Source organism: Pseudomonas sp. HLT2-19-2 (assembly GCF_054898005.1).
In genome coordinates, this window is the sequence record NZ_CM142712.1 from 5,735,847 (window position 1) to 5,749,821 (window position 13,975).

14 protein-coding genes are annotated in these 13,975 nt (G+C 57.6%); 3 read left to right on the forward strand and 11 right to left on the reverse strand.

Annotated elements, in window-relative coordinates; genetic code table 11:
* Nucleotides 1-4: 4 nt before the first annotated feature.
* Nucleotides 5-742: a substrate-binding periplasmic protein gene (locus ACYZTU_RS27000; protein WP_461966815.1), complete on the reverse strand. Its 738-nt coding sequence runs from the start codon at nucleotides 740-742 to the stop codon at nucleotides 5-7.
* Nucleotides 743-1,000: 258 nt separating this feature from the next.
* Between ACYZTU_RS27000 and ACYZTU_RS27005 the strand changes: the two genes are divergently transcribed.
* Nucleotides 1,001-1,456 (forward strand): GNAT family N-acetyltransferase, encoded by a 456-nt coding sequence (locus tag ACYZTU_RS27005; RefSeq protein WP_461966816.1) that lies wholly within the window; start codon nucleotides 1,001-1,003, stop codon nucleotides 1,454-1,456.
* A 39-nt stretch (nucleotides 1,457-1,495) separates the two neighbouring features.
* Here the strand turns inward: ACYZTU_RS27005 and ACYZTU_RS27010 are convergent, their stop codons facing one another.
* The 3 genes from ACYZTU_RS27010 to ACYZTU_RS27020 are packed head-to-tail and all read right to left on the reverse strand — an operon-like array spanning nucleotide 1,496 to nucleotide 4,484.
* A complete protein-coding gene (locus tag ACYZTU_RS27010; RefSeq protein WP_461966817.1) occupies nucleotides 1,496-1,792 on the reverse strand; it encodes a winged helix-turn-helix domain-containing protein in 297 nt (98 codons plus the stop codon).
* Nucleotides 1,793-1,823: 31 nt separating this feature from the next.
* A complete protein-coding gene (locus ACYZTU_RS27015; RefSeq protein ID WP_033060381.1) occupies nucleotides 1,824-2,315 on the reverse strand; it encodes a M48 metallopeptidase family protein in 492 nt (163 codons plus the stop codon).
* 45 nt (nucleotides 2,316-2,360) lie between these two features.
* Nucleotides 2,361-4,484 carry a putative bifunctional diguanylate cyclase/phosphodiesterase gene (locus ACYZTU_RS27020; protein ID WP_461966818.1) on the reverse strand — a complete coding sequence of 708 codons (2,124 nt, stop codon included), beginning with the start codon at nucleotides 4,482-4,484 and terminating at the stop codon, nucleotides 2,361-2,363.
* Nucleotides 4,485-4,803: 319 nt separating this feature from the next.
* On the opposite strand from ACYZTU_RS27020, the gene ACYZTU_RS27025 reads away from it, so the two are divergent.
* Together ACYZTU_RS27025 and ACYZTU_RS27030 are read left to right on the forward strand one after the other, a co-directional pair.
* Nucleotides 4,804-5,472, forward strand: coding sequence for a polysaccharide lyase family 7 protein (locus ACYZTU_RS27025; RefSeq protein ID WP_461966819.1), 669 nt, complete (start codon nucleotides 4,804-4,806; stop codon nucleotides 5,470-5,472).
* Nucleotides 5,473-6,121: 649 nt separating this feature from the next.
* On the forward strand, nucleotides 6,122-6,415 hold the full coding sequence (locus tag ACYZTU_RS27030; protein ID WP_461966820.1) for a fructose-bisphosphate aldolase: 294 nt from the start codon (nucleotides 6,122-6,124) through the stop codon (nucleotides 6,413-6,415).
* Between the two features lie 246 nt (nucleotides 6,416-6,661).
* On the opposite strand, the gene ACYZTU_RS27035 is transcribed toward ACYZTU_RS27030, so the two are convergent.
* The 7 genes from ACYZTU_RS27035 to tkt all read right to left on the reverse strand — a co-directional run bounded on the left by ACYZTU_RS27035 (nucleotide 6,662) and on the right by tkt (nucleotide 13,810).
* Nucleotides 6,662-6,892 (reverse strand): ubiquitin-like protein, encoded by a 231-nt coding sequence (locus ACYZTU_RS27035; protein ID WP_461966821.1) that lies wholly within the window; start codon nucleotides 6,890-6,892, stop codon nucleotides 6,662-6,664.
* Nucleotides 6,893-7,544: 652 nt separating this feature from the next.
* Nucleotides 7,545-8,609, reverse strand: a complete 1,065-nt coding sequence (fba, locus tag ACYZTU_RS27040) for a class II fructose-bisphosphate aldolase (protein ID WP_046045276.1) — start codon at nucleotides 8,607-8,609, stop codon at nucleotides 7,545-7,547.
* 129 nt (nucleotides 8,610-8,738) lie between these two features.
* Entirely contained in the window at nucleotides 8,739-9,071 is a 333-nt protein-coding gene (locus tag ACYZTU_RS27045) for an MliC family protein (RefSeq protein ID WP_461966822.1), read from the reverse strand.
* A 56-nt stretch (nucleotides 9,072-9,127) separates the two neighbouring features.
* Nucleotides 9,128-9,349 (reverse strand): hypothetical protein, encoded by a 222-nt coding sequence (locus ACYZTU_RS27050; protein ID WP_046045274.1) that lies wholly within the window; start codon nucleotides 9,347-9,349, stop codon nucleotides 9,128-9,130.
* Nucleotides 9,350-9,383: 34 nt separating this feature from the next.
* Nucleotides 9,384-10,547 carry a phosphoglycerate kinase gene (locus ACYZTU_RS27055; RefSeq protein WP_282380632.1) on the reverse strand — a complete coding sequence of 388 codons (1,164 nt, stop codon included), beginning with the start codon at nucleotides 10,545-10,547 and terminating at the stop codon, nucleotides 9,384-9,386.
* A 12-nt stretch (nucleotides 10,548-10,559) separates the two neighbouring features.
* Nucleotides 10,560-11,627 carry an erythrose-4-phosphate dehydrogenase gene (gene epd, locus ACYZTU_RS27060; RefSeq protein ID WP_461966823.1) on the reverse strand — a complete coding sequence of 356 codons (1,068 nt, stop codon included), beginning with the start codon at nucleotides 11,625-11,627 and terminating at the stop codon, nucleotides 10,560-10,562.
* Between the two features lie 185 nt (nucleotides 11,628-11,812).
* Nucleotides 11,813-13,810 (reverse strand): transketolase, encoded by a 1,998-nt coding sequence (gene tkt, locus ACYZTU_RS27065; RefSeq protein WP_461966824.1) that lies wholly within the window; start codon nucleotides 13,808-13,810, stop codon nucleotides 11,813-11,815.
* Between the last annotated feature and the right edge of the window lie 165 nt (nucleotides 13,811-13,975).

Sequence of the window (13,975 nt, forward strand, 5' to 3'; positions counted from 1 at the left end):
ATCATCACATTCCATGGCGTTTCATCAACCTCTCGTAACTCCCATCCACTTTCATCGCCGCGATCTCGCGGTCGAAACCGGCGACGATCTGTGCATGCCTGGGGTTCTTCAGGCTGACCAGGATGTGCAGGCTGTTCTCGCTCAGCGGCTTGGGCAAAAACTCCACGGCATTGCGCACCTTGGAAGATTCCTGGGCCAGGTAGTAACGTGCGACGTATTCGTCTTCCAGCGTCAATTTGACCCGGTCCGCGGCGACCATGCGCACAGCCATGGAGAAGCTGTGCACCGGGACCTTCTGCAGCGACACGTCGCCATCAAACTCCGGCGAATAGGCATAACCGCGCACCACCGCTATCGGGTAGGTATGCAGTTGTTGCAGGTTGTTGTATTCGATCGGTGTGTCTTTGCGCTTGAGAAACCGCACACGGTTGAGCAGGTATTCGCCGGAAAACTGGCCAATTTTCGTGCGCTCGTCGGTGTACCAGGCGTTGACCAACACGTCGTATCGACCCTCGCCCACCCCCAGTAACGCCCGCGCCCAAGGCACTTGTTCGAACTCACTGGCATAGCCGGCCCGGGCCAGCGCGGTGCTGACGATGTCCGTGGCCAACCCACCGTTGACCAGCGTGGTGTCGGTAAAGGGCGGCCAGGCATCAGCCACCAATCGCAGCTTTTCCGCTGCCGCGCCTTGAGTCAGCAACAGCAACCCAATCAAAGCAAAGGCTCGATGCAATCGCGGCATGCTAGAAAATCCTTAGAGGGCGGGACGCCCGACATGTTTTCAGCCAAAACTCCAAGGCTCCCTGTACTGCCAAACCCAAGAACTAACATTAACTCATCGAAGCCACCGCACAGCGCTTCATCTCAGATTACACAAAGAAGACAACGCCACGCGAAATGAATGATGGCTTTTTGGCCTTTGTCACAGATTCCTCTGCCATAAAGACATCTTTCGTCTGGGCGCTTAGTATCGGAACGACATTATTCAAGGAATGTGAAGATGACAATCAATTGGGTCTGCAAACACCACAGCGATCTTGGCAAAGAGCAGCTGTACGCCATTTTGCAGCTGCGTGCAGAAGTGTTTGTCGTTGAGCAGAAATGCGTTTATCAAGACGTCGACGGCCAGGACCTGGAAGGTGACACCTGCCATTTAATGGCCTGGGACGGGGATCGGCTGGTGGCGTACCTGCGGTTGCTCGACCCGGAGTTACAAGGCGGTGACGTGGTGATCGGGCGGGTGATCATTGCCCCTCAAGCGCGCGGCACCGGGCTTGGGCATGAGCTGATGGAGCAGGCGTTGAAGCAAGCTAAGAAATACTGGCCTGAAATGCCGATTTATCTCTCGGCCCAGGCGCATTTGCAGGGGTATTACGCTAAATACGGATTTGTAGTGGCGGGTGAGGAATATCTCGAGGATGGCATTCCTCATATCGGAATGCGGCGTCCGCAATGATCGTTCCCACTCTGCGTGGGAACGATCGGGGTCGGTAATTCAGGGGTACTCAAGCACCGCTTTAATCTGCCGCAAATTACGCTCGATCCACCCCCGATCAATCGCCCCCCATTCGCGAATCCGATAGCGCCCGGCATGATTTCGCGCGCCTTCTTCCTGCTCGAACTCGCAAACAATATCCAGATCCGCCAACGCCAAGAGGGTGTCCTGGGCTGTGCGCCGGGGCATGCCGGTCACCTCGGTCAGCGCCGGAACGCTGCTGGCCAGCCCGCTGTCAATCAGGTACGCCACGTACAACCGGCGATAGAAGCTGCTCTTGGTTTTGCTCACATCCATCTCAACACTCCCGGCTGCGATATTTTGATCTCTATTGCATATCCCGCCACGTCAGGTACACCCGCACATCGAACTCCACCTGGTGATACCCCGGCAACATGTGTTCGCACAGTTTGTAGAACGCCTTGTTGTGATCCGACTCCTTGAAGTGCGCCAGTTCATGCACCACGATCATTTTCAGAAACTCGGCAGGCGCCTCCTTGAACAACGAAGCGACACGAATTTCTTTCTTGGCCTTGAGCTTGCCGCCCTGCACCCGGGATATCGCGGTGTGCAGGCCGAGGGCGCGGTGGGTCAGATCCAGGCGGTTATCGAACAACACTTTGTCGATGGCTGGGGCGTTGCGCAGGTATTCCTGCTTGAGGTCCAGCGTATAGGTGTACAACGCCTTGTCGCTCTGTACCCGGTGTTTTTCCGGGTAACGCTGGCTCAGGTAGTCGCCTAGCCGACCGTCGGCGATCAGTTGGCGCACCTGGTCCTGCAACGCTGCGGGATAGGCCTGGAGGTATTTCAACGCGGTCATTGGGGCGGCAACACACATCACGAAAAGGTCGCCAGTGTAGCGAATTCAGCCGGTCAGCGTGTTCCAGTCGAATGGCTGCACAAACTCGCCGACGTCCTCGGCCATCATCGGCTGCGCGACCAGAAACCCTTGTACGTACTCGCAACCATTGGCTTGCAGCCACTGATATTGCGCAACGGTTTCCACCCCTTCTGCGACCACCAGCATCCCGTACTGCTTGCACAGGTCGATCACATTGCGCACCAGCGCCGCATCGCGTGAGGACTCCGGTAGCCGGGCAATCAAATCCCGGTCGAGCTTGAGCGTATCCAACTCCAAATCACGCAGTTGAGACAATGAACACGGCCCGGAACCGAAGTCATCCAAAGCCACTCGCACGCCCAGGTTACGCAGCAGGCGCAGCTGTTTACGAGTGTCCTCAGGGTTTTGCATCAAGCCCTCTTCAGTGACCTCGACTTCAAGATGGCGCGCCTGCAAACCATGGCACTCCAGTACCTGGCGCAACTCGGTGACGAGATTGGGCATGCCAAACTGCGTACCGCTCAAACTGACGCCCAGCACCAGATCCTCAGCAAACGAGGTTTCCCAGGCTTTTCGCTGGCTCGCCACTTGTTGATAGATCCAGCTGCCCAGGTGACTGATTAACCGCGCCTCTTCCAGTAACGGTAAAAACAGCCCCGGTGGTACATCGCCGACGCTCGGGTGTTGCCAGCGCAGCAGCGCTTCGAACCCGCGAATCTGCCCACTGACAATGGCCACCTGAGGTTGATACACCAAATTGAAATCACGGTTCTCGATCGCCGCGCGTACACTTTCTTCGAGCATCAGCCGCGAGCGTGCGCGGCCGTTCATCTCGTGATCGTAGAAACGATATTGCTGACGGCCGGCGCGCTTGGCTTCGTACATGGCGATGTCCGATGCGCGCAGCAGGCCGTCGAGGTTGGCACCGCAATCTGGGTACGTCGCAATGCCGATGCTGGCGCCCAACGCGATATCCAGGCCATCAATCTGCTGACAGATCGACATCCGCTCAATGAGTTTCTCGGCAATCTTTGCCGCTTGCTCGGGGAATTCCAGATCCAGCAAAGCAGTGAACTCATCACCGCCCATGCGCGCCAGAATGTCGAAGGGCCGCAGACAGGCCTTCAACTGCTCGGACACCCAACGCAGCACACGGTCGCCGGCATCGTGACCGAGGGAATCATTGACCCGCTTGAAGCCGTCGAGGTCCAGATACAGCAGCACCCAGGCGCTGTCGGAACGTTCGCCACGCAGCAGCAGGTTTTCCGCCGTCTGGTAAAAGCCGCGACGATTGAGCAGCCCGGTCAATGGGTCAGTGACCGCTTGGAACTCCAGTTGCTGATGCAGATGGCGCACCACCGACATGTCCAGCACCGTCACCACCATCGCCTGTTGTTCGCTGGGCAATGGCGCGCAGGACAGCGCCACCGGCACCTGCTGGCCGGGCGCCGTACGCAGCAATGCATCATGCAGGCGCAAGGTTTCGCCGCGTTTGTAACCGGCGAACAGCTCAGAGTCGGCCCAGATCGGGATGTGCGGATTTTGCAGGAAATCCAGAAACTCTTTGCCTTGCAGGTCTTGCACCGTGGCATTGAGCAGCCGCGACATCGCCGGATTGGCAAAGCGGATCAGACCGTCCTCACCGACCACCAGGATGCCTTCGGCGGCGTTGTCCAGCACCGAGGCATTGAACGCGCGTGCGACCTCCAGATCGTGGCTCAGGCGTTGTAGTGCACGGCGATTGCGCTGATGCTCGAGCAGCGCCTGGACTTTGGGCTTGAGAATTTGTGGGTCGAACGGTTTAAACAGGTAATCCACCGCCCCGCTGGCATAGCCCTTGATCACGGCGTCCTGGGACTGTTCGTTGGCGGTGAGGAAAATGATTGGCGTAAGACAGGTTCGCTGACTGCCGCGCATCAGGCGCGCCACTTCAAAACCGTCCATGCCCGGCATCTGCACATCCAGCAGCACCAGGTCGACATCGTGTTCGAGTAACAGACTGAGTGCCTCGAAGCCAGAGGCGGCGGTCATGACCTGCCAATCCTGGCGCTGCAACAGCGCTCGCATGCTGATCAGATTTTCAGGGTAATCATCGACGATTAAAAGGATTGAGCTGCCTTCAGCTGGCGGGGGTTGCGCGCATTCCATGCTGCTTCTCTTTTGCGGGACGTCAGGCCGGTTTCTCGTGAAAACCGGACAAATACTAAGTCTTCACTCTAGACCGGGATCCGCGAAAGCAGAAGGTGTCAGTGCGCCATCATTTAACTAAAGCGTTCATTATCGACTAACGGTCGGCGCTACAGGCCCCTAAAACCGGGAAAGATGGCCTTTTGACAGGAGTTTGACGTCAACCGCTTGTCATTTACGCATTAACAAATTGAACTTCTGCGATTATAAAGATTGGCCCCGAGGCGCGTGCCAGAGCTTCTGGTACGTCCGTGCTTTAAAATCTGTGGAAGCTTTGTCTATGATCGATCTCGCAACATGGAACCTCAGCGTTCCTGTCGGCAATCCGCCGTACACCGTTGAAACAAGCAAACTGGTGGACGGCTTCAAGGGTCAATACTTCCATTCCGACTCCGGCACGTTGTTTTTCTGGTCCCCGGTCACCGGCTCTAAAACTGAAAATGCAAAGTATCCCCGCACCGAACTTCGCGAAACCTACAGCAACGGCACCCTGCGTAACTGGCTCTACCCTGACGCCGACAACTCCCTGCGTGCCACCCTGGCGGTGAACCAGGTTCCGAGTTCGGGCAAGATCGTCATCGGCCAGATCCATGCCTATAAAAGCCAGAACCCCATGGTGAAGCTCGAGTATCAGTACAAGACCAGCACGCAGTCGGGCAACATCGTCGCCAAGGTTCGTATGCGCCCTGATGACGGTGAAGGGCGGGTGATCACCCTTGCTACCGGGGTGAAACTGGATAAGGAATTCAACTACCTCATCCACCTGAGCCCGGGCGGCGCGCTGGGTATCAGTGCGGCAGGCTACCAGTGGGACACCGACATCAGCGCGTCCTGGCGCGACAAGCCGCTGTACTTCAAGGCCGGGGTTTATGTGCAGGATTACACGGGGTACACCAGTGAAGGCGGGAAAGTGACGTTCACCAAGCTGGATATTGATCACGATAAGTAAGCCCTTAAGCGCGACTCAATCCCTGTAGCAGCTGCCGAGCCCGCGAGGCTGCGTCCGGCTGCGAAGCAGTCGTAAAACCGGCGACTGCGTTTTTTCAGGAATCCAGTGTTTTCCAGATTGCGACCGCTTCGCGATCGAACGCAGCCTCGCAGGCTCGACAGCTGCTACAAAATCCTGGCGTCCGCAAAACTCGTAGGACTGCTCCCACTGTGGCGAGGGAGCTTGCTCCCGCTGGGCGGCGAAGCAGCCCCAAACCCTGCCACCCTATTTCCTCAGACACACCGCAGTGCCCGGTTTTACGACGGCTGCGCCGCCGAACGGGGCGATGCGGCGTTCCGACAAGCCCCTTCGCCAACAGTGCGCGGTCCTACACCCCGGTTGCAGCCGCCAAAGTCGCGGCTTATAGTTCGCCCCGTCGCCGGCAACAGTCGGCGATAGGGTTTCGCAGCCCTACCGAGTTAGAACCACAACCGTCAAAATACGACACGGGCAGCGCTTGCCCGTACTCGTTTTTTATGGCGGCTGTGCGTGGGAGACCTTCGGGTCTGCCGGGTCTTAACTCCTCGGTCTGCGAACCCGCGCACAGTTGCCACCCAATTTGTTTCGCAGCAAGCGGTGGCTAATTCTTTTCTTGAGTTAAGGATTTTTCATGTCAAATCAGCTACCGCCCCGCCGCTTCACCCCCATGTCCCAATTCGCCACCGACTACCCCGTCCTGCTCATCGACAGCGACGCCCCGCTACGCGAACGCCACAACTGCGTCAGCGAACGCCTCAACGCCGTCCTCAAATACTTGCATCTGATGGCCTGCACCAGCCTGCCGGACTATGCCGAGAACGATATCAACACCGTCACCAACATCGCTCGGATTATGGTTCAGGATATTGCTGACGTGCTCAGGGTGATTGAGCAGCGAGGGTTTGATCAGCCAGTTAATAGCTAAATATTTGGCTTTTTAAGGAAAAGGGGACGATTAAATAAATCGGTCCCCTTTTAGTCCTTCCTCAGAATTGCAATTAATCAGAGACGCCCTCCAGCGCGGCCAACTGACGGGCAATCCTCGATTTACAGACGAGATGAGCAGATCACCGGATTGCGAATATCGCATTGAGCGCGCGACAGGCCTGCGAAACAACTCGAATAGGAGCCTAGGGGATAATTAACTAGATCTGTTCAACCTTTAGTTATATTAACCACCCCGCAAACGTAAAACCAAATGTACAGCACTGCCACTTTCAATTTTACAACCAGACAATGTAGAACTATCTTCAAGTTGTTTATTAGCATATATCAGTCGCTGCTGGTCAGGCGGAACCCCCTCTTTATCTTGAATTTTCGCCTTCACATTTTCAATTGAATCACTTGGCTCAACTTCGAGCTTAATTGTCTTACCTGTGAGTGTTTTTATAGAAATTTGCATACTAGACCTCTGCTTCTTTCAAATAAATTTAACAGATATATTTAATCCACCTCATTATTTTTTCTCGGTTACGCATTAAACAATAGGCATCGACCAGCATTAAGTCACCTGTAATAAATGACAGGTTTTAATACCTTTTTGCGATAAACGATATAACTTAAAAAGAAGAAGTACTGGAAATGACTTGATCGGTAGGAGCACAACTATTTGCTGCTACGCTCCCCCATACTACAAGGACGTAAGGGCTATATATGCCCAGAATGGGACGTGTTGTGTTATCCAACTATCCGCATCATGTCGTGCAACGCGGCCCCAACAGGAAGGTTGTGTTCGCCGAGCCGGGTGACTACAAGCGCTACCTCGAAGATCTGTGAGAACAAGGTGACGATTAAATAGATCTGTCCCTAGATCTGTGCGCGGATCCTGGTCCAGGATGTAAGCGATGAGTTTCGGGGGATTGAGCAGCGTGGGTTTGACGAGAAATCGAACCGATAAAATGTTACCTATATCCGACTTTTCTGCCCTCAAGCCTTAAAAATGTCCGCTATAGGTGACATTTGATTCGCCGAGCGTTAGCTGCACCGCGTAAAAATCTCCGACCACAAAAAACCCGCCTCGCGGCGGGTTTTTATGCGACTCAAACGCTTAAGGCTCAGTTAACCTTAGCGTTCAACTCACCCTTCAAATAACGCTGATACATCGCTTCCAACGAGATCGGCTTGATCTTCGAAGCATTACCGGCAGTGCCGAAAGCTTCGTAGCGAGCGATACACACATCACGCATCGCCGTCACAGTCGCGCCAAAGAACTTACGCGGATCAAACTCACTCGGGTTGGTTGCCATCAGGCGACGCATCGCACCGGTGGAGGCCAGGCGCAGGTCGGTGTCGATGTTGACCTTGCGCACGCCGTGCTTGATGCCTTCGACGATTTCTTCAACCGGCACGCCGTAGGTTTCTTTGATGTCGCCGCCGTACTGGTTGATGATCGCCAGCCAGTCTTGCGGAACCGAAGACGAACCGTGCATCACCAAGTGGGTGTTCGGGATGCGTTTGTGGATCTCTTTGATGCGGTCGATGGCCAGCACGTCGCCGGTAGGCGGCTTGGTGAACTTGTACGCGCCGTGGCTGGTACCAATGGCGATGGCCAGGGCGTCGACTTGGGTGCGTTTGACGAAGTCAGCGGCTTCTTCCGGGTCGGTCAGCATTTGGCTGTGATCCAGAACACCTTCGGCGCCGATGCCGTCTTCTTCACCGGCCATGCCGGTTTCCAGCGAACCCAGGCAGCCCAGCTCGCCTTCTACCGATACGCCGCAGGCGTGAGCCAGGGCAACAGTTTGTTGGGTAACGCGGATGTTGTAGTCGTAGTCGGTCGGGGTCTTGCCGTCTTCGCCCAGGGAACCGTCCATCATCACCGAGCTGAAGCCCAGTTGAATGGAGCGCTGGCAGACGTCAGGGCTGGTGCCGTGGTCCTGGTGCATGCACACCGGGATGTGCGGGAATTCTTCGATCGCCGCCAGGATCAGGTGACGCAGGAACGGTGCGCCGGCGTATTTGCGAGCACCGGCCGAAGCCTGGACGATCACCGGGGAGTCAGTCTTGTCAGCGGCTTCCATGATGGCGCGCATCTGCTCAAGGTTGTTGACGTTGAAGGCTGGAACGCCGTAGCCGAACTCGGCTGCGTGGTCCAGCATCTGGCGCATGCTGATAAGTGCCATTGTGTGTGTATCTCCCGGTTGAGGGTCGTTAATCGTGCCAGCCTGCCGTAGCGGCGGCGGCTATTCAAGTTATTGCAGATCGGGGGTTAGTCCGACCTGCCAATTCGGTGTTGCCTAAGTCTTGCGGCGTTACTGCGCTTTACAACCGCGGCCGATCAAATCATTGGTGGCGACCCAGTACACCAGGCCTTCCTCACCTTTTATGTGAAACGCCAGCATGTCGTTGCTGTACAGCGAACCTTCGGCGCCCGGCTCATGCTTCAAGCGGTAAACCTGATCGGCACCGCCCAAGCGAACGTCGACTTCCTTGCGGCTTTCGTCGGTGTAGCGCCAGAGCACATTGGCCTGACTGTCGCAGGTCCAGGTGGTCCAGCTGTCCGTCGATTCGGCAGGCTTGAACAGGTTCAAATTGGCGCAACCTGCCAGCAGAGCCAGCGCCGTAACGGCGATAAAACCTTTCATCCATGTTCCTCGACTGACGACGCACGCCGCCAGCCCTGAGTAAAGTGTCAGACCCGTCAAGGGCAACCATGTTCCTTGGCCGGGGTCTGCGTCTCGTATTTGTCCAGGCCATCAGGCCCGGAACGCTTGTTGATCACCGGGTTGGTTTCCGCCTGCCAGTCGGCCTGGTAGCAGCCTTTGTCCTGTTCAGGCGTCTCGGGTACCTTCGGGGCTTTCGGGTTACTCCCGCAAGCCGCCAGCGAACCCGCGATAATCAACAGTGCTAACGTCTTGACCATCTGAACACTCCTTTGCCTGGTCAAATGGGCGGCCTCAGGCCTTGGCCCGGCTTTCCAGGACTTCAACGGCCGGCAGAACCTTGCCTTCGACGAATTCGAGGAACGCGCCACCGCCGGTAGAAATGTAGGAGATCTGATCAGCAACGCCATATTTATCGATCGCTGCCAGGGTGTCGCCGCCGCCAGCGATGGAGAACGCCGAGCTTTGTGCGATGGCCTGGGCCAGGACTTTGGTGCCGTTACCGAACTGGTCGAATTCGAACACGCCCACCGGGCCGTTCCACAGGATGGTCTTGGACGACTTCAGCAGCTCCGCGAAATTCGCCGCGGTCTGTGGGCCGATGTCCAGAATCATGTCGTCTGCGGCCACATCAGCGATCAGCTTGACGGTAGCGGTGGCGCTTTCAGCGAATTCCTTGGCCACGACGACGTCGACCGGCAGCGGTACGCTGACCTTGGCGGCGATGGCGCGAGCGGTGTCCAGCAGATCCGGCTCGTACAGGGACTTGCCGACCGGGTGACCGGCAGCGGCCAGGAAGGTGTTGGCAATGCCGCCGCCGACGATCAGCTGGTTGCAGATCTGGCTCAGGCTGTTGAGTACATCAAGTTTGGTCGAGACCTTGGAGCCGGCAACGATGGCCGCCATGGGTTGAGCCGGGGCGCCGAGGGCTTTGCCCAGTGCGTCCAGTTCGGCGGCCAGCAACGGACCAGCCGCCGCGACTTTGGCGAACTTGGCCACGCCATGGGTCGAACCCTCGGCGCGGTGAGCGGTGCCGAAGGCGTCCATCACGAACACGTCGCACAGGGCGGCGTATTGCTGTGCCAGTTCGTCAGCGTTCTTTTTCTCGCCCTTGTTGAAGCGCACGTTTTCGAACAGCACGATGTCGCCGGCCTTCACGTCGACGCCGCCGAGGTAATCGGCCACCAGCGGCACTTCGCGGCCAAGGGCCTTGCTCAAGTAATCAGCGACTGGCTTGAGGCTATTCTCGGCCGAGAACTCGCCTTCGGTCGGACGGCCAAGGTGCGAGCAGACCATCACGGCCGCGCCTTTTTCCAGGGCCAGCTTGATGGTCGGCAGCGAGGCCAGGATTCGCGCATCGCTCGTGACAACACCGTCCTTGACTGGGACGTTGAGGTCTTCGCGGATTAGTACGCGCTTACCTTGCAGATCGAGGTCGGTCATCTTCAACACGGTCATGGGTCGCATTTCCTACTGTTTTGGAGAGCAGTGTTTTGGAGAGCCAGCTGCTTGCAGATAGTGTTCCGCAACATCCAGCATTCGGTTGGCAAAACCCCATTCGTTGTCGAACCAGGCCAGGATGTTCACCAGCCGTGGGCCGGAAACTCGGGTCTGACTGGCATCGACGATGGCCGAATGTGGGTCATGGTTGAAATCACAACTGGCGTGAGGCAACTCGGTGTAGGCCAGAAGGCCTTTGAGCGGGCCAGTGGTGGCGGCCTCGCGCAAAATCCGGTTGACCTCGGTGGCGTCGGTATCGCTCACGGTCTGCATCGTAATGTCGAGGCAAGACACGTTTACCGTTGGCACCCGCACGGCTTTGGCCTGAATTCTCCCGGCAAGTTCCGGCAACAGCCGTTCGATGCCACGCGCCAGACCAGTGGACACCGGAATCACCGACTGAAACGCCGAACGGGTGCGGCGCAAGTCTTCGTGGTGATAGGCGTCGATCACCGGCTGATCGTTCATCGCCGAGTGAATGGTAGTGATCGACACGTATTCCAGGCCAATGGCCTGATTCAGCAGGCGCAACAGCGGCACGCCGCAGTTTGTGGTACAGGACGCGTTGGACACCAGCAACTCATCACCCGTCAGGCAATCCTGATTCACGCCGTAGACGATGGTGGCGTCGACATCCGCCTCGCTGGCCATCGGCTGAGAAAACAGCACTCGCGGTGCGCCGGCATCCAAAAAACGCTGGCCGTCGACCCGAGTGTGGTAGGCGCCGGAGCACTCCAGCACCAGATCGACACCCAGCGACGCCCAATCGATGCCTTCGGGGGTGGGACTGCGCAGGACCTTCACGCAGTCGCCATTAATATGCAGACAATCGCCGTCGACCTTCACTTCGCCGGGAAAGCGCCCGTGAGTGGAGTCGAAGCGTGTCAGGTATTCGATGCTGGCCATGTCAGCCAGATCGTTGATCGCAACAATTTCAAACCCGGCCGCCGCCCCTCGCTCGAACAACGCACGCAAGACGCAACGACCAATCCGGCCGTAGCCGTTGAGTGCAACTTTGTAAGGACGCGGTTGAGGCATGGGGTTCTCGATGAAGCTTGGGAATGTGGTCGCCAGGTCTGCCGCCTTCGCGGGCGAGCCTCGCTCCTACAGGTCTTCGGCTGATTTGGGAATTGGGGTTATCCCAATCCCGCAAAACAACGCAACCCCTTGTAGGAGCGAGGCTTGCCCGCGAAGACGTCAGCCCCGATAACGCAACGTCTGGATCAGTCTTCCAGCAGCTCTTCAGCCTGACCCAGGATGTTTTCCAAGGTGAAGCCGAACTCTTCGAACAAGGCTGGCGCAGGCGCCGATTCGCCGTAGGTGGTCATGCCGATGACGCGGCCTTCCAGGCCCACGTACTTGTACCAGTAGTCCGCGTGGGCGGCTTCGATGGCGATACGGGCGCTGACCTGCAACGGCAGAACCGCTTGCTTGTAGCCGGCATCCTGAGCATCGAACACGCTGGTGCAAGGCATCGAAACCACGCGCACCTTGCGACCTTGTTCGGTCAGCTTGTCGTAGGCCTGAACCGCCAGACCCACCTCGGAACCGGTGGAGATCAGGATCAACTCAGGCTCGCCTTCGCAGTCCTTCAACACATAACCGCCACGGGCGATGTCGGCGATCTGAATCGCATTGCGGGTTTGGTGCTGCAGGTTCTGACGCGAGAAGATCAGCGCCGAAGGGCCGTCTTTGCGTTCCAGAGCCAGTTTCCAGCACACAGCCGATTCAACGGCATCGGCTGGGCGCCAGGTGTCGAGGTTCGGCGTGCTGCGCAAGCTGGTCAGTTGCTCGATCGGCTGGTGAGTCGGGCCGTCTTCGCCCAGACCGATGGAGTCGTGGGTGTAGACAAACACAACACGCTTCTTCATCAGCGAGGCCATGCGCACTGCGTTGCGGGCGTATTCCATGAACATCAGGAAGGTCGCGCCGTAAGGCACCAGACCGCCGTGCAGAGCCACGCCGTTCATGATCGCGCTCATGCCGAACTCGCGAACGCCGTAGTACATGTAGTTGCCGCTGGCGTCTTCAGCTGAAACACCTTTGCAACCTTTCCACAGGGTCAGGTTGGAACCGGCCAGGTCAGCGGAGCCGCCCAGCAGTTCAGGCAACAGCGGGCCGTAGGCATTCAGTGCATTCTGGCTGGCTTTACGGCTGGCGATGGTTTCGCCCTTGGCGGCGACTTCAGCAATATAAGCAGAGGCTTTTTCAGCGAAGTCTTCCGGCAGGTCGCCGCTCAAGCGACGGACCAATTCGTCGGCCAACTCAGGGAAAGCTGCAGAGTAGGCCGCGAAACGCTGATCCCACTCGGCTTCGGCCGCGCGACCGGTTTCCTTGGCGTCCCACTCGGCGTAGATGTCGGCCGGTATTTCGAACGGGCCGTGATTCCATTTCAGCGCAGCGCGGGTCAGAGCGATTTCCGCGTCACCCAGTGGGGCGCCGTGGCAGTCTTCTTTGCCTTGCTTGTTCGGCGAACCGAAACCGATGGTGGTCTTGCAGCAGATCAGCGTCGGTTGCTCGCTTTTACGCGCGGTTTCGATCGCGATCTTGATCTCTTCAGGATCGTGACCGTCGACGTTGCGGATGACCTGCCAGTTGTAGGCTTCGAAACGCTTAGGCGTGTCGTCGGTGAACCAGCCTTCGACTTCGCCGTCGATGGAGATGCCGTTGTCATCGTAGAAGGCGATCAGTTTGCCCAGGCCCAACGTACCGGCCAGGGAGCCGACTTCGTGGGAAATGCCTTCCATCATGCAGCCATCACCCAGGAACACGTAGGTGTGGTGGTCGACGACGTTGTGGCCCGGACGGTTGAACTGCGCCGCCAGGACTTTTTCTGCCAGGGCAAAACCAACGGCGTTGGCCAGGCCTTGGCCCAGTGGACCGGTGGTAGTTTCAACGCCCGGGGTGTAGCCGAGTTCCGGGTGGCCCGGGGTGCGGCTGTGCAGCTGGCGGAAGTTCTTCAGGTCATCGATCGACAGGTCGTAGCCGGTCAGGTGCAGCAGCGAGTAGATCAACATCGAGCCGTGACCGTTGGACAGCACGAAGCGGTCACGGTCGGCGAACGATGGATTGCTCGGGTTGTGCTTCAGGTAGTCACGCCAAAGTACTTCGGCGATATCCGCCATACCCATAGGGGCACCGGGATGGCCGCTGTTGGCTTTTTGCACGGCATCCATGCTGAGGGCACGAATGGCGTTGGCACGCTCACGACGGCTGGGCATCGCTGTTCTCCTGCGGGTTCTGAATCGAGAGTGAATAAAACGAAACGGAAAAAAGGCGAGCATTTTCCCTCACCGGGCCGCCTCGGGGCAATGACAGATAGTCATCTGAAGGCGTTTTTCCGGTGGATAAAGTCGCATTCGCCTGATGAAACCTTTCCGCTGACG